Annotated in this window: 24 protein-coding genes, 4 pseudogenes and 1 riboswitch; of the genes and pseudogenes, 8 read left to right on the forward strand and 20 right to left on the reverse strand. The window is 39.4% G+C overall.

Annotated features, from left to right (window positions below):
* Positions 1 to 423 precede the first annotated feature (423 nt).
* A complete protein-coding gene (locus NON16_RS09165; protein WP_257348594.1) occupies positions 424 to 900 on the reverse strand; it encodes a GNAT family N-acetyltransferase in 477 nt (158 codons plus the stop codon).
* Between the two features lie 39 nt (positions 901 to 939).
* A pseudogene (locus NON16_RS09170) lies at positions 940 to 1,416 on the reverse strand (Nif3-like dinuclear metal center hexameric protein); the annotation flags it as partial.
* A 136-nt stretch (positions 1,417 to 1,552) separates the two neighbouring features.
* On the opposite strand from NON16_RS09170, the gene NON16_RS09175 reads away from it, so the two are divergent.
* Both NON16_RS09175 and NON16_RS09180 read left to right on the forward strand, forming a co-directional pair.
* Positions 1,553 to 2,224 carry a YczE/YyaS/YitT family protein gene (locus NON16_RS09175; protein ID WP_257348595.1) on the forward strand — a complete coding sequence of 224 codons (672 nt, stop codon included), beginning with the start codon at positions 1,553 to 1,555 and terminating at the stop codon, positions 2,222 to 2,224.
* A 26-nt stretch (positions 2,225 to 2,250) separates the two neighbouring features.
* Positions 2,251 to 2,685, forward strand: a complete 435-nt coding sequence (locus NON16_RS09180) for a GNAT family N-acetyltransferase (protein ID WP_257348597.1) — start codon at positions 2,251 to 2,253, stop codon at positions 2,683 to 2,685.
* A gap of 261 nt (positions 2,686 to 2,946) precedes the next feature.
* On the opposite strand, the gene NON16_RS09185 is transcribed toward NON16_RS09180, so the two are convergent.
* Complete coding sequence (locus NON16_RS09185; RefSeq protein ID WP_257348598.1) at positions 2,947 to 3,564, reverse strand: flavin reductase family protein; 618 nt, start codon at positions 3,562 to 3,564, stop codon at positions 2,947 to 2,949.
* Between the two features lie 88 nt (positions 3,565 to 3,652).
* On the opposite strand from NON16_RS09185, the gene NON16_RS09190 reads away from it, so the two are divergent.
* The 4 genes from NON16_RS09190 (at position 3,653) to NON16_RS09205 (ending at position 6,014) form a co-directional block, all read left to right on the forward strand.
* Positions 3,653 to 4,333 (forward strand): ArsR/SmtB family transcription factor, encoded by a 681-nt coding sequence (locus NON16_RS09190; protein WP_257348599.1) that lies wholly within the window; start codon positions 3,653 to 3,655, stop codon positions 4,331 to 4,333.
* A 61-nt stretch (positions 4,334 to 4,394) separates the two neighbouring features.
* Positions 4,395 to 4,502, forward strand: a riboswitch (guanidine-I (ykkC/yxkD leader).
* 71 nt (positions 4,503 to 4,573) lie between these two features.
* Positions 4,574 to 4,912, forward strand: coding sequence for a DMT family transporter (locus NON16_RS09195; protein ID WP_257348601.1), 339 nt, complete (start codon positions 4,574 to 4,576; stop codon positions 4,910 to 4,912).
* 2 nt (positions 4,913 to 4,914) lie between these two features.
* A complete protein-coding gene (locus tag NON16_RS09200) occupies positions 4,915 to 5,232 on the forward strand; it encodes a DMT family transporter (RefSeq protein ID WP_257348603.1) in 318 nt (105 codons plus the stop codon).
* A gap of 80 nt (positions 5,233 to 5,312) precedes the next feature.
* The gene (locus NON16_RS09205) at positions 5,313 to 6,014 is read left to right on the forward strand and encodes a hypothetical protein (protein ID WP_257348605.1); all 702 of its coding nucleotides are present in this window, start codon (positions 5,313 to 5,315) and stop codon (positions 6,012 to 6,014) included.
* Positions 6,015 to 6,624: 610 nt separating this feature from the next.
* Here the strand turns inward: NON16_RS09205 and NON16_RS09210 are convergent.
* Positions 6,625 to 7,410, reverse strand: a complete 786-nt coding sequence (locus NON16_RS09210; RefSeq protein ID WP_257348839.1) for a zinc-dependent metalloprotease — start codon at positions 7,408 to 7,410, stop codon at positions 6,625 to 6,627.
* 295 nt (positions 7,411 to 7,705) lie between these two features.
* Here NON16_RS09210 and NON16_RS09215 point away from each other — a divergent pair, with 295 nt between their 5' ends.
* Positions 7,706 to 8,269 carry an FAD-dependent oxidoreductase gene (locus NON16_RS09215; protein WP_257348606.1) on the forward strand — a complete coding sequence of 188 codons (564 nt, stop codon included), beginning with the start codon at positions 7,706 to 7,708 and terminating at the stop codon, positions 8,267 to 8,269.
* A 268-nt stretch (positions 8,270 to 8,537) separates the two neighbouring features.
* Here the strand turns inward: NON16_RS09215 and NON16_RS09220 are convergent, their stop codons facing one another.
* On the reverse strand, positions 8,538 to 9,362 hold the full coding sequence (locus NON16_RS09220; RefSeq protein WP_257348607.1) for a GNAT family N-acetyltransferase: 825 nt from the start codon (positions 9,360 to 9,362) through the stop codon (positions 8,538 to 8,540).
* A gap of 87 nt (positions 9,363 to 9,449) precedes the next feature.
* Here NON16_RS09220 and NON16_RS09225 point away from each other — a divergent pair, with 87 nt between their 5' ends.
* Positions 9,450 to 9,935: an ABC transporter permease gene (locus tag NON16_RS09225; RefSeq protein WP_257348840.1), complete on the forward strand. Its 486-nt coding sequence runs from the start codon at positions 9,450 to 9,452 to the stop codon at positions 9,933 to 9,935.
* Between the two features lie 305 nt (positions 9,936 to 10,240).
* Here NON16_RS09225 and NON16_RS09230 read toward each other — a convergent pair whose 3' ends face one another.
* From NON16_RS09230 to NON16_RS09295, 15 genes and pseudogenes are all read right to left on the reverse strand, one after another.
* Positions 10,241 to 10,429, reverse strand: coding sequence for a hypothetical protein (locus NON16_RS09230; RefSeq protein WP_257348608.1), 189 nt, complete (start codon positions 10,427 to 10,429; stop codon positions 10,241 to 10,243).
* A 103-nt stretch (positions 10,430 to 10,532) separates the two neighbouring features.
* Positions 10,533 to 11,138, reverse strand: coding sequence for a DedA family protein (locus NON16_RS09235; RefSeq protein ID WP_257348609.1), 606 nt, complete (start codon positions 11,136 to 11,138; stop codon positions 10,533 to 10,535).
* Between the two features lie 52 nt (positions 11,139 to 11,190).
* On the reverse strand, positions 11,191 to 11,670 hold the full coding sequence (locus NON16_RS09240) for a hypothetical protein (RefSeq protein ID WP_257348611.1): 480 nt from the start codon (positions 11,668 to 11,670) through the stop codon (positions 11,191 to 11,193).
* A gap of 230 nt (positions 11,671 to 11,900) precedes the next feature.
* Entirely contained in the window at positions 11,901 to 13,514 is a 1,614-nt protein-coding gene (locus NON16_RS09245; protein WP_257348612.1) for an FMN-binding glutamate synthase family protein, read from the reverse strand.
* Between the two features lie 234 nt (positions 13,515 to 13,748).
* Positions 13,749 to 14,600 carry a DUF1206 domain-containing protein gene (locus tag NON16_RS09250; RefSeq protein WP_257348614.1) on the reverse strand — a complete coding sequence of 284 codons (852 nt, stop codon included), beginning with the start codon at positions 14,598 to 14,600 and terminating at the stop codon, positions 13,749 to 13,751.
* A 193-nt stretch (positions 14,601 to 14,793) separates the two neighbouring features.
* Positions 14,794 to 15,525 (reverse strand): IucA/IucC family C-terminal-domain containing protein, encoded by a 732-nt coding sequence (locus NON16_RS09255; RefSeq protein WP_257348616.1) that lies wholly within the window; start codon positions 15,523 to 15,525, stop codon positions 14,794 to 14,796.
* A 38-nt stretch (positions 15,526 to 15,563) separates the two neighbouring features.
* Entirely contained in the window at positions 15,564 to 16,154 is a 591-nt protein-coding gene (locus NON16_RS09260; protein ID WP_257348618.1) for an RraA family protein, read from the reverse strand.
* A 364-nt stretch (positions 16,155 to 16,518) separates the two neighbouring features.
* Entirely contained in the window at positions 16,519 to 17,463 is a 945-nt protein-coding gene (locus tag NON16_RS09265) for an IucA/IucC family C-terminal-domain containing protein (protein ID WP_257348632.1), read from the reverse strand.
* 398 nt (positions 17,464 to 17,861) lie between these two features.
* Positions 17,862 to 18,899, reverse strand: coding sequence for a FecCD family ABC transporter permease (locus NON16_RS09270; RefSeq protein ID WP_257348633.1), 1,038 nt, complete (start codon positions 18,897 to 18,899; stop codon positions 17,862 to 17,864).
* Positions 18,896 to 19,909 (reverse strand): FecCD family ABC transporter permease, encoded by a 1,014-nt coding sequence (locus tag NON16_RS09275; protein ID WP_257348841.1) that lies wholly within the window; start codon positions 19,907 to 19,909, stop codon positions 18,896 to 18,898. The genes NON16_RS09270 and NON16_RS09275 overlap by 4 nt, the downstream gene beginning before the upstream one ends.
* A gap of 156 nt (positions 19,910 to 20,065) precedes the next feature.
* The gene (locus NON16_RS09280) at positions 20,066 to 21,088 is read right to left on the reverse strand and encodes an ABC transporter substrate-binding protein (RefSeq protein ID WP_257348635.1); all 1,023 of its coding nucleotides are present in this window, start codon (positions 21,086 to 21,088) and stop codon (positions 20,066 to 20,068) included.
* Between the two features lie 224 nt (positions 21,089 to 21,312).
* Complete coding sequence (locus NON16_RS09285; RefSeq protein ID WP_257348637.1) at positions 21,313 to 21,576, reverse strand: DUF1206 domain-containing protein; 264 nt, start codon at positions 21,574 to 21,576, stop codon at positions 21,313 to 21,315.
* A 193-nt stretch (positions 21,577 to 21,769) separates the two neighbouring features.
* A pseudogene (locus NON16_RS25630) lies at positions 21,770 to 21,976 on the reverse strand (IS4 family transposase); the annotation flags it as partial.
* Positions 21,976 to 22,075, reverse strand: a pseudogene (locus NON16_RS25840) (transposase); the annotation flags it as partial. The pseudogenes NON16_RS25840 and NON16_RS25630, both read right to left, overlap by 1 nt.
* Positions 22,076 to 22,142: 67 nt before the next feature.
* Positions 22,143 to 22,584: pseudogene (locus NON16_RS09295) on the reverse strand (IS4 family transposase); the annotation flags it as partial.

Raw genomic sequence — 22,584 nt, forward strand, 5'->3', positions numbered from 1 at the left:
TGCTGCATCTTGTACTAAAAGGGGATGAATCCTCCTTATTCGTGCCCCTGAGCTGCAGCTTGTGCTCAAAAAGGGAACGATTCCTCACTAGTCGTGCCCCTTGGCTGCATCTAGTGCTCAAAATGGTACCGATTCCTCCTTATTCGTGCCCCTGAGCTGCAGCTTGTGCTCAAAAAGGGAACGATTCCTCCTTATTCGTGCCCACGAGCTGCTTCTTGCGCACAAAAAGGGAACGATTCCCCCCTATTCGTGCCCCCTTGGCTGCATCTAGTGCTCAAAAAGGGAACGATTCCTCCTTATTCGTGCCCACGAGCTGCTTCTTGCGCACAAAAAGGGAACGATTCCTCACTATTCGTGCCCCTTGGCTGCATCTAGTGCTCAAAAAGGGAACGATTCCTCACTATTCGTGCCCCTTGGCTGCATCTAGTGCTCAAAAAGGGAACGATTCCTCCTTATTCGTGCTATTGCCGCCGGAAGGGGACTGAAGTGATCCGAGTGGCTGGGCGCTGGAGCTAGACATTGCCTCTCTGCATCATAAAAGAGACGTGCATTTGGATCACTATCAATCGTAAACACTTCAATATCCAATTCTTTTGCTGTGGCCATAACATCAGACCAGATTCTTTTTCCATACCCTTTCCCGATATAGTCATGGTGGATATAGAGGAAATCTAGACGATTCTTCTCTACTTCTTTTATAAAACTGAAGAAACCTACGATTGTATCTCTATTTTCCAAAACAAAAACGTGATTACTGTTTATATAGCTCTCGTCAATTGTTAACACTTCCACACAATCGTTTATAAATTCTTCGCTATAATCCCAGTGTGATTTCGATTTCAATGCGAGATCACTTAATAAGTGTACCTCTTCTCTCCTCGCTTTTCGCAGTTTCGGCATTTTATGTAATCCTCCCTCTAATAAAACTATCTTTACTTTTCACAGCCACCATTTGTGTTGAGGCAATAACCGCACATTTACATCCATATTCGCAGAAAACCAATCTTTAATTTGTGTTTTCATGACGAGGTATTCTGATGCTGAGTGGGAAACACCGATTAACGACATGGAACTATTCGGAACGTATTCCATCATTTTTTGATACTTCATACGTCCGTAATCGTTATCAATATGACAGTGGACCTCTCCGGTAATATAGGCTTGAACTCCTTTTGACTCTGCTTCTTCCATAAAAGCTACCTTATCCCCACAACCAGCCACAATTGCAATTTTATTAATTTGTTCATGCTGCTTCCCCTCAAAATCAACGTATGGGATTTCAAACAAAGATTCTAAATTTTTTATTAAAGAAGAAGTTGATGTTGATTCAATTTCACAAATAAGCCCAATCGATTTACCTTCTTCATATATAAATCGTTCTAGCAACCTCGCATTCAATTGCGTAGCAATCGCCATGTGCAACTATTTCAAGTAGTATCTCGCTCGATGGGTATTTTGTCAATATTTGGTCTGGGACTATCGCTGTTTTTGTCGCTAAATGAGAAGCGCATTTCATTGCCTTTCAATAATTTCTCGTTCTATAATAGGGGTAATGAAAAAGAAGAAAGAAGGAAACAACATGCGCCGTTTGATCCAAAGCCTCTTTTTTCTCGCAGGGCTCCTCATTTTCAGCTATGGAATTTCGACAGCGATTCAAGTGCAGTACTTAGGATTACACCCATGGGATGTTTTGAATATTGCCATGTTTGATAAGTACGGGCTCACCATCGGAACGTGGTCTGTTATTATTGGTGGAATCCTTGTTGCCTTTTCTTTAATTATTGATCGAACGTACATAAGCATTGGAACGTTTTTAAACGCGTTCCTTGTTGGACCAATGATTGATTTATTTTTATTTCTTGATTTCTTCCCGCCTGATGGTGTTAACGTTGTTTTTGACATCATTGTATTATGTTTTGGGATCACACTCATGGGAATTGGTGGCGGGGTTTATAATTCCGCAGGATTAGGTGCCGGCCCACGGGATGGTTTCATGCTTTCGATTTCAGATAAAACAGGGTTTTCGATTAGCAAAGTACGGATAATCACTGAAAGCGGTATGCTTATTATAGGCTGGTTGCTCGGTGGACCTGTATTTGTCTTTACATTCATCTATACCTTCATTCAGAGTCCGATCTTTCAAGTTTCCTTTTTACGAAGCAGCAAACTAGTTAGACGGCTTACACAGAAACCCGATCAAAAAGAAGTTGCAAAATCGGTATAATTAGGCACTAGAAAGGAACGTGACATATGACCTGGAAAATCAGTGCAACAAACGACCTTACAACATCCGAATTACACACGATATTCCGAGAGCGAGTGAAAGTTTTTGTCGTGGAACAAGAATGTCCCTATCAAGAAATAGATGACCATGACCTTCATGCTGATCATGTTTTTAAAATGGAAGGAAACGAATTGCTTGCTTACGCACGTGTTCTTGATAAAGGGGATTACGTCGCATTTGGTAGAGTACTCGTAAACAAAAACCACCGTGGGAAAAGGCTTGGTGAGGAATTACTTCAACAAGTCATGGACTTAATTAAAACGAAATTCGATCAACGAGTTGTGAAAATCGAAGCTCAAGCCCACCTGGAGAAGTTTTATGGCGCATTCGGCTTTATGAAAAATTCCGATGTATTCTTAGAAGATGGTATTCCACACATTGAGATGATTTGGAAAAAGTAAGATTGGATTGATCGTACTGCAGAAAGAATGAGGAGGGTTTTCAAGGCTACGCTACCGGAAAACCCTCGCTTTTTGCACGTTAAGAAAGTATAAAAATACTTTCTATAGTATAAGCGCAACTACGGCGGCCACCTGCGCTAAGGCTTGGCGCTAGCCAAGTTTTCTTTATTTACATGTTAAAAAAGGATAAATATTTTCAATACAAAGATACAACCTACGCCAAAGGCTTGGCTTTGTTCAAGCTTTCTTAATCCTTACTTTTCAAGTCTCCGCTCTGAACGTTTTTCCTAATTCTTTTCCCTGAGCAAAGTAATGACGGAAATTATAAATTAATGGACTCCACTTTTCAGGGTTTACATGGTGCTCGCCTGTGATAATTTCCTCATGTGCATGAACGTGAATGACTTCCGTCTCAACAATGGCAAGATCTGTGCAGTAACTAGGTCTACGTATCATTTTAACGGCTGCTTCGATTTGCAGTGGACATTCCTCTATTCGATCTGGTTGAACCGTATTTGAACGTACTCGTGTTAAACCACTTACCTCAAACTTATCTTTCTCGTATGTAAAACCTAGTTCTCGTTTATACTCCGGTACTTCTCTTTTCCCCGTGTATGGAGCAAGATGTTCAACCTGCTCCCATAATGTAGGATCAGGCAAATTGATGATACATTCTCGATGCCTTACTAAATTTTCGTATGCTTTCCCGCCAATACCAATTCCTAAGACAATATACTTATCCAAAGCCCATGAGGATGACATCGGACTAATATTTGTTGTACCATCCTCGTTTAATGTTGATAGCAATAAAACTGGTGTGCCATAATATAAGATTTTCGGTTGAATTTCCTTTGTTGCCCTTTGTACAGTTTTAATCATACAATCCTCCCCTTTAATCCTTTAGACACATTGTAATAGATTAACATTTCGATTATCATCGAAGTATGAATGTAGAGGAGGAGATTCCATGAGTCCTGATCTTACTAAAGTCGTTTCTATTTTAAATGATTCATCACGTGCCGCAATCCTAGATGCATTAATGGACGGGAAACCTCATCCCGCCAGTGAACTTGCCTTAGTTGCAAAAATCAAACCTCAGACAGCGAGTTTTCATTTAACTAAAATGCTTGATATAGGAATCATCGATGTTGAACGGCATGGGCGCCATCGTTACTACAAGCTGATCAATAAAGAGGTAGCTGAACTGATTGAATCCCTATATTCAGTGTCTCCACAATCCAAACCTAAATCATTCAATCAAGTACACGAATATAAACAGATTCATTATGCACGAACCTGTTATGATCATTTAGCCGGCTATGCTGGGGTACAAGTTACAAATGCCTTAAGTCAGAATGGTGTCTTAGAGAAGCAGTCACTCGATTTCGTTGTTACCAAATCTGGAGTGGATTTTTTCAAAAGCCTCGATATTGATGTCGACCTACAACAGAGCAAACGCCGTTCATTTGCACGCTGCTGTCTCGATTGGAGTGAACGCGAACATCATCTTGCAGGTGCACTCGGAAACTCCCTACTCGAATCAATGTTCAATCGAAATTGGATCAGGCGGATTCCGAAAACAAGAGCCATTGAGGTCACCGTTGAAGGGAAAAGAGAAATGAATGAACTCCTCTCAATTGAGCTTTAGAAGAGGAGCTTGTCGTTAAAGCATTTTTGTGCCATAATGAAGGCGGAAAATCGAATAGTATTAAATTGTTTTCTAGGGTTCCGCAGCTTTAAGTAGTACTGCTGGTCTGGTCCGAGAGAAAACACACAGTGATTCACTGTGCACACGGAGGGACAAAAGCCTAGGAGATTCGATACAATCTCTAGGCTTTTTTTTCATTCAATTCGGTAATACTAACAACTATTGTAAGGAGTGGGTTTTATGAACAAAGAATGGCTAAAAGTTTTTATTGCTGCTTTTTTTGAAGTCTTTTGGGTAATTGGTCTAAAACATGCCGATGACTTTTGGACATGGTCGGGTACAATCGTATGTATTTTTATTAGCTTTTATCTCATGGTTATGGCTGGACGCTTCCTCCCGATTGGTACGGTTTATGCTGTGTTTGTTGGACTTGGTACATTCGGAACTGTAACTGCTGAAATTCTCTTTTTCGATGAGCCGTTTAAAATCACAAAACTGCTTCTCATTCTTGTATTACTCGGAGGCGTCGTCGGTCTAAAGCTAGTTACTAAAGAAAAAGAAACAGAAGGAGCAAAATAAAAATGAGCTGGATTTATCTTGTTTTAGCTGGAATTTTTGAAATGATAGGAGTTGTAATGATCAATCGCCTCCATACACATAAGAATCTCCAATCATTCTTATACATGCTGGTTGGATTCGGGGCAAGCTTTCTTTTTCTTGCTTTAGCAATGGAGAAATTACCGATGGGGACAGCATACGCAATCTGGACAGGAATCGGCGCATCGGGTGGAGCTATTCTTGGAATGATTTTATTTGGTGAAGAAAAAGATTGGAAGCGAATACTGTTTATTATTATGGTGCTCGGATCAGCGGTCGGGCTTAAATTTATCTCAGGTTAAAAATAAAAGGTATTATTTATAACAATTAAAGGAAATGTAATCATAAACGAAAAAATATAGACAAAAATGGAGGTTTTATGATGGAACCTGAAGAAAGATGGAAGACAGCTGCTATCGCGATGGGGAGCGATATGAAAGTACAGATGATGGGTAATGGTGGTGAAAAAGCAACCCCAACTGTTGAAAATGCGGAGACAGTCCAGGCAATTATTAATGAATGGCCAGCTATGTCAAAGAAAGTAGCAAATACAACAACTGAACAATACGGTCCTCCTAATGAAGCGATACCAAGCAGATTAATTTGGTATAACAATGGGCCGTGGAAACGAACGATTGTCTATCGTGATGAAATACCTCATGACTTTCCGCAACCTCACTCTGATGTAATCGAGCAATTTATCGACTATAAGGTTCCGATTGATCTGTTCAGTGAACTTGCCAAGTTTGACGGTAGCGTTATTGTTGAAAGAACAAAGGGTGAAGTGTCATCGCGGTGTGATATGGAGGCCGCCAATATTCTTTCTTTAAATCTAATGAATGATATTGTGAAAGGTAAACTAAATGCTGAAAAAGCACGGGAGATCTATTGTGAAGTCACCTCGGCTTATATGATGAATCGACCAGCACCATATGCAGAAAAGCTTCAATTCAGCACGCTGTCATCATTGGAAACGATCGATACAGACCAAGTAATGATTGGAAAGGCAATGGCGAACCAGGCGATGGAAAAGGTAGACGATATAGTGGATGAAGACAACCGGCAGGATGATGTGTACCATTAATTGAATTAAAAGTATAGTCGTTATAAAGAAAACTTGGCTAGCACCAAGCCTTAGCGCAGGTGATCGCCTTAGTTGCACTTATACTATAGAAAGTATTTTTATACTTTCTTAACGTGTAAGAAAAGCGCAAGCGCCCTGCTTAGCCACGAAGGTCACTGGAAGACCGAAGAGGAGGCTCGGCCCAAACAAGTTCGGCCCTGCGTGGGAATATACATGGAGTACTTCAGTNAAGCGCCCTGCTTAGCCACGAAGGTCACTGGAAGACCGAAGAGGAGGCTCGGCCCAAACAAGTTCGGCCCTGCGTGGGAATATACATGGAGTACTTCAGTGTGTTGCCGCCGCAGGAGGCCTGAAGTGATCCAAGTGGTTGGGCGCTGAAGCTGGACATTACATCCATGCCGCAAACTTTTATACTTCTTTACGTGTAAAGAAAACTTGGCTAGCACCAAGCCTTAGCGCAGGTGATCGCCGTAGTTGCGCTTATACTATAGAAAGTATTTTTATACTTTCTTAACGTGTTAAAAACGCTTGGACCACATCAGCCCAAGCGTTTTTTCCATTTATAACTGTGGTTCTTCGTAATAGTAATCTACTAGACCCTTCTTTCTATCTAGTTTCCGTACCAATATTCATGTTGTTCGATTTCAGCGTCATGTTCGGCATCCCAATAATCGACACTATAAGAGTAGTCATAATTCATGATACAACGAATACCGCTCCCCTGTGCATCATGGGGCAAACCAAAGTTATGTGAAAACTCGTGCTGAGCTGCAGATGATGTAGCTGATCCTTGGTCAAGGTTAACACTTAAAGCGCTTCCACTTGGAGCCGAATTATAAACGTAAGCAATTCCTCCCGCAGTGAAATTTCGATCACCTGTGAATCCAGCTACGAAATCATACCCGTAACCATCGAAATCTCTACCAACATCCTGTAGGATTTGAGAGCTGCTTCCACCTTGGGAGCTCCATTGTGCGATAGCTTTGACTTGAAAATCAATGGCATGGTCGCGATTAAACGCATTGTCAGCACGTTCGATTATGTTTTGTATACGAGATTGCCAGTCACTATATTTTGCTCGATATTCTTCATCTGCAACTGCTAGAACTGTAACAGTCCGAGTTGCAGCCAATGATTTCATTTCAGTATTAACGGATTTTTTATTACTTTTAAATGACTTTTTCCCAATAACTTTTCCATTTTCATTCAGAATCTTTGCAGTTGTGTCAGCCTCGACTACTGCAGGTTTAGAATTCTTTTTGATAAACTTCTTATCTGCTTTTGGTAGTATTTCAATTTGTGGAGCTTGTTTAGGACTAGTGTCTTGAGCATAAGATAACGACGGGACAAGAGTTAAAGAAAGACCTAGAGACAGTGTCAATACTGCTTTTTTCAATTTCAAATTAAGTTCCTCCCTAATGAATATCCTAAAAAATTTAGCGCGCGCTTTAATATAATAGATTAGATATTTCTTCATAAAAACCCTTTATATTCATATTGGGAAAATAGCTTGTAATTACAGGTGTTATTACAGGTGAATTTTCCACATATTTCCCAATTTTTATATGAAAAATGGGCTAATTAACGTTCTTCTGGAAATTTTTAAAATGTTTAGGCATATTTCTTTACATAGGGATTAGTAGTAATTACCATAAAAGTGTTTACATCTAATCTATTTGGGAGGGAAAGTAATGTATGATGTTATAGTAATTGGCGGTGGCCCAGCTGGTGGCAGTGCTGCCCTCTTTACAAGTAAAGCAGGTAAAAAGACGCTACTGATCGATAATGGGAAAAGTGTCACAAAACGCGCATGGCTTGACAACCACTATGGTGCAGATGCAATTTCAGGACCTGATTTAGTTGAAATAGGAAAGAAACAAGCAGAGAAATTCGGAACAGAATGGGTGGAAAAGTCTGTCTCAGATGTTCAAAGTGTGGATGGAAAGCATACTGTTTCAACTGAGGATGGTGAATCATATGATGCACAACATGTCCTTCTAGCAACTGGAATGTTAGTGAATGTGGCTCAACATATCGGAGTTGAAGTAATTCCAGGAACCGAGCCACGGATTAAAAACATTATCAAAGTGGATGAACAAGGAAAAACGAACAAAGAAGGCATTTGGGCTGCAGGTACAGTAGCTGGTGTTAGTATGCATACAATTGTAACTGCTGGTGACGGTGCGAAGGTCGCGATTAACATTGTAAGTGAAATAAATGGTGAGCGTTATGTAGACCATGACATGATAAAGTAAGTGTTTGACGATGTTCCTTTAGGAGCATCGTTTTTTATTCTACGTTAAGAAAGTATAAGTGCAACTATGGCGATGACCAGCGCTAAGGCTTGGTGCTAACCGAGTTTTCTTTAAAAAAAGGGCGGGAATGACCCAATTCAGAGCCATCCCCTAAGATATAGAACAAAGTGTTCAGCAGATTTAGCGGAGGTCGCTATAAATCTAGTATAAGGAACAAACGTTCGTATGTAAAGCATCATTTTCTTTTTTCTTAAAAACCCCTCCTCTATCAACCAATAAATATATAATAATCCTGTGTATGGAAAGACTTGAAGCCGCAAGATTCATATAGTCCCAGAGCATGAGCATTTTTCGCTTCAACCTCGAGAAAGATCGGATATCCTACTTGATGTTCTTTCATTATGATTTTCATTAAGGCTTTCCTTCCAATTCCTTTCCCTTGGCATTCCGGAAAAATGGCAAATCCATAAATCCATGCCTCTTCATCCATGTGACTAACTCGTATCTTGCCGACTGTATTTCCCTCGGTCTCGATCATATAACGCTTTTGTGTACGGTCCCGAGTTATCCGAGTGTTATATTCGCTAGCGCTCATTTCCTCAAAGCCGAAACAACGGACATCTAATTGAATTTCAGCTTCCAGATCCTCAGGTAGAGTAGGTCGAATCGTAACACTTTCCTCTACAACTAGATCCATCTCTGACCACTTCATCTGATATTCCGAAATCGAATATTCACAAGAAATACGTTTCAAAAATTCTTTAGCAGATTTCGAATTAGAGGGGGCATTCAATAAGATCTCCTTATAATTTTGCTGTCGGATACCTTGTAACGCTTCATTAAATAGATTCGTAAAGATCCCTCTTCTACGGAAATCAGGCCGTACCATGCCGCACAATTCAACCTTATTCCCAAAGCCATAAAGCCCTACAAATGCAACTAGCATCCCATTCTCATAATATAAAAAGTCATTCTTTTCATTTTCATCCCGACTTCGAAGCATCTCCCAGTTCAATTTTAACTGGATTTGATCTTCTGCCTCACATACTCGTTGTAGTTCCTCGATATCTTTTAACTGTGGTTGATTTAACATCTTACTCCTCCAATAATTTCTAATCTAAAATTGTCCATCCTATTAATTCTTTATTTTCGTTGAAATCCCTCGAATACACTTCTTGATATCGAAAATAATAGGCGCCAAAAGCTTAAATATGTTCAATTTATCCTAATGTCTTCAGAATTCGTACCTAAATCCATGCCTATCTCCAGAAAAAGACCTTGGTTATTTCGAAATTCTAATCGGATCTTTGAATCACGAACGGTTAAAAACGGACTTGTTGAACTGTTTATCAAAGCCTTCTTCCGTAATAGCTCTCAAATTTTCAGCTATCTTCAAATTATTGGTGTATCGGTTACTGCTATTATAATACTACCACCGATTTGGATGAAGTGGCTTATGTATGTCTTATTCCTTTTGATTATGAAAAAGTGGCTGGATTCAATCTGGTCAATCGTTACCTCCAAACCACTGTTAGTTGCGCTTTCACCAGAAGAAGATGGGATGTTCAGTGCACAAAAGCAGGTTTTAAAGCTTTTCCTTGCACCCGCTTATATCCTCGTTGGACTTATCGCAACACTCGCCACTATGGTTGCCTATATCTTTTAGATAAGAAAAGCGCAAGCGCCCTGTTTAGGTGTGACAAAGAAAACTTAGTCAGCGTCGAGCGTATGCGAAGATGATTGCTTAGTTGTACTTGTGCTTGAGAGTGCAAGCGCTGGAGATTCTGCAACATAACACGCTTTTTGTGTTTGTGGAAGAATCGAAGTGACGATCTGCGCAACTGGGCGCTGGAGCTAGACATCCCATCCATGCAGCAAAATTTTATACTTTCTTCCCTCCTTGGAAAAGATTCAGGGCTGACTCTAATCATGAGCCAGCCCTCTTCTTCAGTTCAATGATATTACGTTGTACTAAACCTTCTTCCCGATGAGTAATCGCAGTCCATGATAAATAAGAACAGCTGCAAAGACAAGCACAGTTAGAATGCCGATAATATTTAGAGCAGGTCCGAAGCTATCAAGAAATGTGCCTTCAAGTGAAACTTCTAGCAAAAAGAACCCAGCGATTAATGCAGCGAAGTAAGTGAGAATCCCCTGCATTGTGACACCCCCTTCCCCTTCATCATTAATTTATGATGGGAATTGAGTGATGGTGCATCGAGCTAATGAATGGTTATTTTTAAATTTATTCCAATTTGAAAAATTAACCATGCTGCTCCACCTCTTTATACTTCGCGCTTTTGTTCAGCTTTCTTTTTCTGATTTTAAGACCAACATAACCAAGAATGCCCAACACAAGTGCAATTAGCAGGAATGTCTGGGAATTACTCATAAATTGATGTACGGATTTCACATTACCACTTCTGCCTAACCAAAGCATAACGAAAGTCAATGGGAAAATACCGATAAACGTTAATGCCCCGAAAGTTAGCACCTTTACCTGGCTTACTCCAGCTGCATAAGAGACATAATTGCCAATCCCGAATGGTCGAGCTACCGCAATCGTCCAACTTCCGAACTTTTGAAACCATTTTTGTGCCTTTTCTACCTTATTGCGATTTAACTTTTCTTTTAACTTATCCTCAAGTTTATAACCGATTAGATAGGGTATGAAACTGAAAACCGTGTATATAAAGCTTGCAGATAAGGATAAAGTAATTAATTCTATCCAAGACGGATCTAACAAATACCCATACAATAAACTAACAAGTACGCCTGGAAATGGTAGTGAGGAAGCCTCAATCGCCATACTTGTAAACAATCCCCACATACCGAAGTCTTTAAGAATATCTATAATGAAATGGACCATTGTCATAGCTCCTTTTACTCGTTTCTTTACACGTTCCCTTAAATACTGAATGCTAATCTATTGGGTCATAAGCTTTCCCGTACTTTAAAACATAAAAGATAGCGAGTCCGTCACTTGGATGGTCCTTTCGATATTCTACTGGAAATAGAGCAAAGAAGATAAAGTATACAGAAAAATAAACAAACTGATAAAAGAATAAGGAGCTTGTTAGTACGCCTTTCAGGATCAAATAGTTGACGATTAATACTGTCACCGCATTAAAAAGAGTGCCGCCTGAGTAAATTAAAACATGCACCCACTTGCCCCGATTTGCAACATTCTCATAATGGCACCAAGCATCGAGGAAATAAATTTTACGGATTTCAAACGCTTTATATTGGAATAGTTTTTTTCCCACTCCAAGGGTGAATTTAATTTTCGCTCCAAACAATCTTGCAAAAAACACATGCCCTGCCTGATGTACAATCGATACTATTGGAAAAATGAGGAAAAACCCAACGAAGAACTTCCAAAGATCAGTAAACCCGAACAATCCCCACCCTCCTTTTTTAGGTAATCCACCTTAACTGCTTATAGGAAAAGCGGAAGCGCCCTTTTTAGATATGATAAAGAAAACTAGGTTGGTTAGAAAGTTAGAAAAAAGACAGCCCTTTGAAGACTGTCTGTATCTTGTTACTATACAATTCCACGTATGATTCGACGTTTAAACCTGATTTTTTTAGAAGTATGTGTTTGGGGGCTCTTTACTAGCTTGATCTTATTTCAGTTCCCTGTCGATTCTTCATTCGCTTTTTGAATAATGGATTTGTAAATATCATCTAGTGGCATAACAGAACCTTTTTCATCTTTAAAAACGACATGCTTTCGTTCAAAGTGTATAGGTGAATCAAGTCCTGCTGCTGCAGAAATTCGGAATAGCCCTTTTCGTAATGTGATTAAGTAATTCGCTACCCGATACTTCTTTTCCTCGATCACCAGCCCATTTTGCAAATGTGGGTCAGATGTTGCGACACCTACAGGGCAGGAATTCGAGTGACATTGCAAAGCTTGGATACATCCAACAGTTATCATGAATGCACGAGCTATGTTTACAAGATCAGCACCCATAGCTAAGGCTATCGCAACACGATCTGGGGAGAACAGTTTTCCTGAAGCGATAAGCTTAACCCGCTCACGGACACCATACCGGCGAAGAGCAGAATCAACCAATGGGAGAGCTGCTTTGATCGGTAAACCGACACTGTCAGCCAATTCTTGATAAGAAGCTCCTGTTCCTCCCTCACCCCCGTCAACCGTTATGAAGTCCGGCCCTTTTCCACTTTCTTTCATATAATGCGCTAATTCCTCTGCTTCATCACTGCTTCCGATAACGATCTTCATTCCAACTGGCTTTCCGGTATGTTCTCGGATACGTTCAATAAAATCAAACAAGGAAGCAAAATCACCAAACTCTCTGAAACGGTTTGGGCTATCGATTGATTTGTATGGTTCAACCTTTCTGATTTCAGCGATTTCCTTTGTTACTTTTTCCGCATCAATATGGCCGCCGCGCGTTTTTGCACCCTGGGCCAATTTTATTTCAAACGCCTTTACTTGAGGAATTTCACTTTTCGCTTTCAATTCGTCCCAATCGAAGTTTCCTTCTGTATCCCTCACACCAAATAGCCCTGGCCCAATCTGCATAATAATGTCTACATCACTTTTTAAATGATAAGGCGCAATCCCACCTTCGCCTGTATTCATCCATGTTCCTTTCGCAATTCCAAGGCCTTCAGATAACGCCGTAATCGCATGATTTCCAAGTGATCCGTAGCTCATAGCAGACATTCCGACAAGACCTTTCAATCTAAAAGGCTGTTTAGTGTTTTCTCCGATCACAACAGCATCTTCATCATGTAGTAAATAAGCGGATGATTGATGTTCCTCCCATTTCTCTTCACGCGGTGTAAATAGGGGTTCTTTCAACAAAATATAGCGATTCGTCAATACTTTTGTATCCTGATCCATTTTTAATTCCTCAGTTATTTTTGGAAACATTGAATTTCTAACGTAAAACCCTTTTTCCTCAAAATCACGTTGTGAACCATATCCAATAACATCACGCTTGTACTTTGCGCTCCTGACAATATGTTCGTAATCGTTACGGGAAAATGGTTTGCCTTCGTTATTATTATTGAACAGGTATTGACGTAATTCTGGTCCAATACTTTCGAGGAAGTACCTCACTCTTCCAATCATCGGGTAATTTCGTAGGACTGGGTGTTCCTTTTGGGTACGATCGACCATATATAAATAACCGATTATCGCTACTATGATGACTAAAATTAAAGCGACTGCCACAAAGCTTATAATTGTTAAATAATTTGCTGTATTCATGAAATGTTCCCCCTGTTTATGTAAGGTTCAATGGCGAATCCGAATGTCCAAAACTGATCGAAAATAAAACGGGCTAAAGAGATCGTATTGTAGGTTATTTTTAGCAAAATAAGCAGTTTTATACGGTTGCTTTTGTAACCGATTGATATTTTATGGGATTTATTGAACATGAAAAAAGAGTGCTAAATCAAATCGATTCAGCACTCCAACTAATTCACTGGTAGAACATACAGTTTAAGGTAATTTCATATGACGGTTTTTCCCCTGCATAACTTGAAAGACTCCATATAAGAAAAGGCCAATTGCTACGGCTCCAAGAAGGATTTGACCGAATGGTTGAGCTGCAATCTTTCCAAGTGCTCCGTCCAATCCAACTATTTTATTTGAATCGGCACTAATGGCTGTTCGAAGGATAAAGTATCCGATGATCAGAAACGTAATTCCTCTCGCAATTAATCCAAGCTTGCCAATTTTACAATTAAGCCTTCTTTCATGTGAACTCATTTCGTTTGTTTTAAATTGAATCATAAACCTTTCTTTATATCCGTTATAGATTTGATAACAACCAAAGCCAATGATAATAATACCCACAATCCCTATAATCCATTGACCAAATGGTTGGGCTAAAAGCTTTGCAGTCCACGTTTGTTTAGATCCACCCGTGCTCCCGGCATGCAACGCAATCTTTGCTGCTTTTAACGCAATAACTGTATAGATAGTTGCAGCTATTAAATAGGAGAAGCGGGTGAAAAGCCCTTTAAAGTCAGTACCTTTGTTCTCCGGGTCTAGAAAAACTTGAATGGCTTGCCACATTACATAGCCGATTAACCCTACAGCAACAGCCCACAACAAAACCTCGCCAAATGGCTTTTCAGCAACAGATGCAAAGGCTCCACTCGTATCCGTCGTCTTACCTCCTACTCCTGCAGCTGCCATCATTGCTAAAATTCCAATTAATATATAAACCATTCCCATAGACATATATCCAAACCTTGCAAATCCTCTAATCCAAGGCTTTACATCATTACTCGCTTGCTCTGCTTTACGTTTTGCTTTGATTTTTGTGGAGTCGTCAATAACATCCATGCCCATGTTCCCCTTCCCATCTCACGAAAAAAGTGAGTGATAGAAAGATACCCCTAAATCGCGAAAACCAAACACTGGGGCCAGGGACAGACTACAAATGCTGTTGATCAATACTTAAGACTTAAACTTTCCTCATCGCGATTTACTTTCAACTGAAAAGTTTTTCAATGTGCAAAAGGAAGAAAGGCCATTTTTAGACACCTCTCTTCCTCTTAATTGGGCAGGTACCGCAATAACCGATTCCTTCAACATCTTCTTTTAATTTATAGTACATACAGCACGTTTTTCGGGTTGGATCCAATTGTAGCTCTTCTCCAATTTTTAAATAAGGTTGCAGCGGATTATCTTTTAATCCAAATACTTCACCGCTCGTATTTTTCAAGAAGTTGAAGTCGCTGTATAAGCTCTCAACCTTAAGCGGATCCCGTTCTCTCGCTAATGTTTTCCGGTAAATTGAATTTATCCGAACAGCCACATTCTCCCAAAGGATCGATGACGGAACACGGGACGTTTTTTTCAATATGTTCAAAACTGGTGTAATATGAGATAAGAAAAGGTCGCGTAGTACATGTTCACGCCATAGTCCGCGCTCCATGCTCTTTATTTCCTGCCATTTACACATTTCTGATTGAATATATAATTTACGTTCTTTACTTAATGAACACGCTTTAATCGGTAGGTCAAGGGCACAGTTGAATTTAACCATATTATATAAAGTAGATGATACGACGAGATAAGCATATCGTTTAGAAAGCATTGAAGCTGCAACGGCTAAATTAGGTGCTTTCATTTCAATCATTTGCTTCTGAAGAAACGATAAACAGCTTTCTTCATTCAGTAAATCTGATATTGCAACCTCTATCGGCCTCTCATCCTCCAAAAGTATATCGAATGCTTTAAGCTCTTCCATGCTTATACTACTCATCACGACCATCCTTATATATAAATTTGGATTCTTAAATCCTATGCCCTTCTTAGCTCTTCTTTCTTTTCTTTTTCGATCGTCGCATCTAATAACTTTTTATAACTCAAATGGTTTACTTTATAAATCCCATCTTGATTAGCGATCACATAGTCACCGGATTCAAATACCACACCGCCGACACTTACCGGCGTGTTTATTTCTCCCTCAAGTTTTAATACCCTTGTCGTTTTCGGGGAGACCGATTCATAAAATACTGGTACACTACTCTCTTTTAAATATACAATATCTGTTACCGCTCCACCAACTATAACTGCGGATAATCCGATTTCTTCTGCTTTTCTAGCTCGGAACTCCCCCCAGCAAGCATGAGTTTTATTTCCGGATGTATCAATGACCAGGATGTCGCCTTCTTTAGCTTGCTCAAGTGCCGTATTTAATGGATAACCATCCCCGTTGGATAATTTGACCGTCACGACTTCCCCGAATACGTTGTTTATAGGTATATTACAGTTATAGTTTGATAGGAAGCCGAAATCTGTAAAGTGACCGATCGTCGACGTGCTGATCGCTTTGAATTTCTCAATATCTTCGTTGGAATACTTCTTTATTCTATCACGAATTACTAACATGGAGACCTCCTTCTCTCATACCTTGATCCAGCTATCCTACTCTTCACCATTGACTCAGACATTAGACTTGAATTTTCTGTGTTACGCTCATATTTATTGAGTTGCACTCGTATTTTTTGAGTTACGATCGTATTTTTCGAATTGCGCTCGTATTTTTTGAGTTACGACCGTATTTTCCGAATTGCGCTCGTATTTTTTGAGTTACGACCGTATTTTTCGAATTGCGCTCGTATTTTTTGAGTTACGACCGTATTTTCCGAATTGCGCTCGTGTTTTGAGTTACGACCGTATTTTCCGAATTGCACTCGTGTTTTGAGTTACATTATGAGAAAATCATTAAAATAGTAACAATATTGAGGATTATTTATACTCTCCTTAGACTTAAAAACGGATTGTGTCCAACACCTTTTCCAGATGGCATGGCGCCAGGTACACCGTCTGATTCTAATAATGGTCGAATGATTAATTTGACCGGCCACTCTTTACGTTCAAATAATTCATAATAAAGTACTTCACGATCCGCTTCAGGAATATCGATTGTATGAAGCGATTCTCTTAATTTCATTTCAGTAATCTGCCAAAACGTTTCTTCTGGAATATCATATACCTCCGATAACGATTCCATGATTGCAGCAAGATTCACTTGAGTTCCTAGGGATTGGACATAGTAAATCAATTTTTCAATCGTTTCATTGTATAAACTGTTTGAATATCCAGGTCGAATATGGTATTCCGGATCTTTAATTTGATGTTTATCTAAATACGGTTGATGGAGACGTACTGAATCATGATCTCTAAATAAAAATCCGACGATCTTTTTATTTTTCAGTACAACACAGCAATTTTGACCATGTATTTCTGGTACAATCCCGATTTTGAATAACCTCATTGTAATATCATAAAACGATGCGGCTAACTCCGTATAAAAGCTGATGACATCTTCATTTGATAGATTTCCATCTAATAGTTCGGTTAAAAAATGATGCCCATGCAATGTAACACCTAAAGAAGACATCGGTATGATTTTATAATCCTTTTTCATAATTTCTTCCGGATAAATTCGGACCTGAGCGGCCAAGTGACGAGGATGATCATCAAAAAGACCCATCGATTGCGGCAAATACCCCCACCAGTTTTTTTCTTCGCACAAGAAGACTCGATCACCAAGCGTCTCATCACACGCGATTGCTTCCCGGAACATTCGCTCTCCAACGATATTGAAAGCGCTATTCGTCAATACTAGCGAAAAAGCACCCATCAAGATCGCAAGTAAAACAGAATGCTTTTTCAATTTAGCTAAGGTAATCATTCTCTCTTATCATTTGAGTTTGAAAATTTTTCTCCGTACTTAATATGGTCATACCGCAACACTCCTTTTCAACGAATAACAAGCCTAATGCACTTGAGAATGATTTTCAATATCACTGTTACATTATCTAGGTTAATTGATAATGATTATCATAGTCAATACTCATATTGATAAATGAGGAAAATTACCTAAGGTTATTTAGGAAAAGAGTTAGTGAGGACTACTATAACTTAAAGAAAACTCAACTGCTTCAGTGTTTTACACTCACGTTCAATCACTGATGATTAAAAAATTTGGGAAAAAGAAATGGAAGCCTGATAACCACCTTAACTAGGCAGCCAAGCTTCCATCCTATCAATAAAGAAGGTGGTTGAGGAAATAAGCACCACTCTATATCTTTACAAGTTTCGATTTTTATATAACAGATAAATGAAAAATGGAGCGCCAATTCCAGATACAAATACCCCCGCAGGGAGATCAAGCGGTAAAAACGCAGTTCGGGCTACGACATCTGCCAAAACCACAATTAATCCACCTATCAAAGCTGAAACTGGGACAAGACTTCCAAAGGATCGGCCAACTAGTTTTCTAGCAATGTGAGGTGCAATTAAACCTACGAAAGCAATACCACCCGCAAATGCAACTGCAGAACCTGCTAAAGCTACACTAATGAAAAGCAAAACAAAGCGATGCAATTGAACTCTTGATCCCAAACCTAAAGCCACTTGATCTCCTAATTCCTGTACATTGACCGTTCGGGAAAACAGAAGTGCAATTGGAACGAAGATCAGCACCCATGGTAACATCGCATAAACATTTTCCCAATTTGCTCCATAAACACTTCCCGTCAACCAAATATAAGCTTCACTTGAAGAATACGTAGGACTTAGAACAATCATCATCGTCACAAGAGCACCCGTAACTGCTGCAATCCCAATTCCAATGAGCACGATTCGAATCGGAGTGACACCCTTTTTCCAAGCTAAAAGATAAATTACGAGCGAAACAACCCCAGCGCCTGTAATAGCGACAAATGGAAGCCACTTAATACTAAGATCTGAAAAGTATGTAATAAACATAACAGCAGCTACAGAGGCTCCACCGGTTATACCAATGATATCAGGAGAAGCTAATGGATTTCGGATAATCCCTTGTAAAATAAGTCCCGAAACACCGAGTGCAATTCCTACGAGCAAAGCAAGAATCATTCTTGGGAGTCTAAGCGTATTGATTACAAATGTGTACTCACCATTCCCTATCCCCAGTAAATGCTCGATAATTGCTATAGGATTGATCACCGTGCTTCCAACTGATAATCCCATTATAAAAAGCAATGCTGATAGACAGAATAACACCAAAAATATCATAACAGCTTTCTTTTCAATCAAAAGGGAAATGGTATTGGATCGATTCCGTATTGAATGATATTTTTTCATTCCGATTTAAACCCCCTGCGTGCAAGATATATGAAAAATGGGGCACCGATAAAAGCTGTCATGACACCAATCGGCATTTCTTCAGGCATAATGATAAATCTTGCTGCTACGTCTGCCAATAACAATAAACTTGCACCTAATAATGCACTATAGGGTATGATCCATCGATAATCGATCCCGACAAGTGATCGAACAATATGAGGAATGATTAAACCAATAAAACCGATGGAGCCTCCAACAGCTACGGAACCTCCAGCCAGAAAAATGATAACCAGTCCAATCAAAACTTTAATTAAAATGGTCCGTTGCCCCAAGCCCTTGGCTATCTCATCTCCCGAAGTTAAGATATTGATCGGGTTCGCTAACAAAAGTGCGATAATACCTGAGCCGATCATAAACGGCAAAATCGGTTCAAGCATATCTATGGTTCTCCCTGAAACGGACCCAGCCAACCAAAATAATATTCCTTCTAAATTTTGTTCGTTAAGCACTAACAGTCCTTGTGTAAATGAGCCAAAGAAAGCTGTAATAGCCGTACCAGCTAATACGATTTTTATCGGGGACAAACCATCTCTTCCTAAAGAGCCCAGAAAAAAAACCATGACGGCGGCAATACCTGCTCCCAAAAAAGCGATCCACATAAAATGGACTAATGAAGTAACAGAAAGGAAAACGGACGAAAAGACAACAAAAAATAAGGCGCCGGCATTGATACCAAAAATACTTGGAGATGCCATAGGATTCCTTGTCAACGCTTGCATCAATGCGCCTGCTATCGCAAGACTGGCTCCAATTACTGTAGCGATTACTGCCCGTGAGATTCTTGTCGTTGTAATAATAATATGTTCGGTCGAGGATTTGTCAAAATGGGTAAAAGCCTCAACAGCTGTCCGAATCGAGATTGGTGTCTGTCCAAACACAACACTTGATATGAATGAAATCACAAAAATGCCTAAGCCGATGACAAAACCCCAAATTTTTAGTGAGGTACGAGGAAATAGGTGTGTCATTTTCTCACTCTTTTCAAAACGGTTTATTTTATATGTAAAATCAATTAGCTGCATAGATGCGACTTCTAGTTGCAGCACCTAGGTGTTTTTTCTTTTGTGATATGACAAAAATAGGGGCATAGAATCCCCTATTTTTGCTTCTTAAATATGCTAAGTTTATTTTTCCAATTCAAAATGATCATAAATTTGATCGAGCATGTTGTTTGCGGAAATATAACCCCCACCCATGTTCCAAGCGACATCATCTACCATATAGGTCTGGTCTTTTTTAGCAGCATCTAATTCTTTCCATAACGGATGGTTGGTCCATTCTTTAAACGTCTTTTCGATTGCTTCAGCTTCTGTATCATCCGAATTGAACATGAAGAATACATCCGCATTCATTTTTGGAATGCTTTCCTTACTAGTCAATTTAAGTACGACTGTACCCTTATCCGCTTCTTTTTGTTGAAATTCAGGACGTGCAAAGCCAAGCTCACTTAAAATATCTCCCGCATAGCCCGTTATATAAATACGCGCATGATCCGCTCTGAAGTTAATGACCGAAACCTCAACAGGCCATTCATCCCCTAATTTCTCGGAGATTTTTTCTTTGAAATCAGCCACTCGATTATCCCAATCGGAAAGAAGTTCCTTCGCCTTTTCTTCTTTATTTAATGCTTTTCCCATCAATTCAGTAGTCTCTTTAAACTTAAAAACCGTTTCATGTGTTACGGTTGGAGCAATTTGTGATAATTTATCGTAAACCTTTTCATGACGTAATTTTGAAGCAATGATTAAATCCGGTTTAAGCTTTGCAATTTCTTCTAAGTTCGGTTGTGTTTCTAAACCAACATGCTTGACACCTTCCAGATCGTCTCTGAGATACTTGTACATTGGTTGTTCAACCCATGAATCCACAACTCCTACTGGTGTGACTCCTAAAGCAACCGCAACATCAGTAGCACCTTGATATAATGTAACAACTCTTTTTGGTGTGCCCTTAATTTTAGTGGTCCCCATCGCATGGGTTATTTCACGAACACCCTCTTCTTTTTGTCCCGTTTTCCCTTCGTTCTCATTAGGTTGTTTTTCAGCTTCTTGACTACTACACCCCGTTAAAATCAAAACAAAGGTTAAAATGATCACAAGGAAAGAAAATATGTTTTTTCTTCCTGTTAAGTATGTAATTGCTGACATGCAATTTCCCCCTTTTTTTATCGGCACTGATAATGAGAATTATTATCAGTGCCAAGTAAGATTATACAATGTTTACTTTTTTAAATCAACGGTTTCTTTTTATTTTTTTTAATAAGCATTTATCAGCTGATTATCCATGATGTAGAGCAGCTTGAAGCACATAAAAAAGAGTGCTAAATCAGATTGATTTAACACTCCCTTAATTTTCTCCTATAACTCACATTTTAAGGTAGTTTCATATGACGGTTTTTCCCTTGCATAACTTGAAAGACTCCATATAAGAAAAGACCAATGGCTACGGCTCCAAGAAGGATTTGACCGAATGGTTGAGCTACAATCTTTCCATGTGCTCCATCCAATCCAACTATTTTATTTGAATCTGCGCTAATGGCTGTTCGAAGGATAAAGTATCCGATGATCAGAAACGTAATTCCTCTCGCAATTAAACCAAGCTTTCCGATTTTACAATTAAGCTTTCTTTCATGCAAACTCATTTCGTTTGTTTTAAATTGAATCTTTCTTTATATCCGTTATCACTAGTGTTGCATAAATAATATCGGAAAATTCAATCTATTTACTTTCATGGTTCAGAGCCAAAAAGGTAACCGCTCCAATAAAGGTGGCCCATCCATTTGGTTTTTATTTACAATTAGACATTTTGCGACAGAGACAGATTTTTTGTTAAGGTACGACTTTCCCTTTGATTTTTCGAATCCAGATGTGTGCCGGTTTCCAAAGTGCTGCTTTTAATAACCGGCTAATTTGTAGGGTTTTGCGTTTGCTTATTGTTTCAAGTTGCGCGAGCACATGCAAACAATACACGATAAGTACGATGAATACTTGATTATGCACCGCCCATTCGCTTTGACCATAGAACTTTTTGATAGTCAAATGTTGCTTGATCCATTTGAAAAATAGTTCAATCGCCCAGCGTGATTTGTACATCTCTGAGATTTCTTCGGCACTCAAATCGAAACGGTTGGTGATGAGTTGGAGTTCATTCCCTTTTGAATCGATGACTTTTAGTAAGCGAAAGCTATTTTCAGCACGATNTCAAATGTTGCTTGATCCATTTGAAAAATAGTTCAATCGCCCAGCGTGATTTGTACATCTCTGAGATTTCTTCGGCACTCAAATCGAAACGGTTGGTGATGAGTTGGAGTTCATTCCCTTTTGAATCGATGACTTTTAGTAAGCGAAAGCTATTTTCAGCACGATTTTGCGTCGTGCCAATCAACACCATTTGGTCCGATAGTACATCGGAATCCTCTGGTAGTTTGAACGCTTCTATTTCGCGAATGACTGCGTTTTTACGCAGTCTTGATAGGAAAAAGTAGCCCTCATCTGTCATGCGATCGAAACGTTCATAATCCAGGTAGCCACGGTCAAAGACGTACATGCATTCTTTATCGTCTACCATGACTTCAAGCTGACTGCGATCATGTTCTTTCGCATTGGTAAGGACAGCTTTTTCAGGATACGATACGCCTTTTTCC

The sequence above is a fragment of the Pseudalkalibacillus decolorationis genome, from assembly GCF_024609785.1.
GTDB classification, from domain to species: domain Bacteria; phylum Bacillota; class Bacilli; order Bacillales; family Fictibacillaceae; genus Pseudalkalibacillus; species Pseudalkalibacillus decolorationis.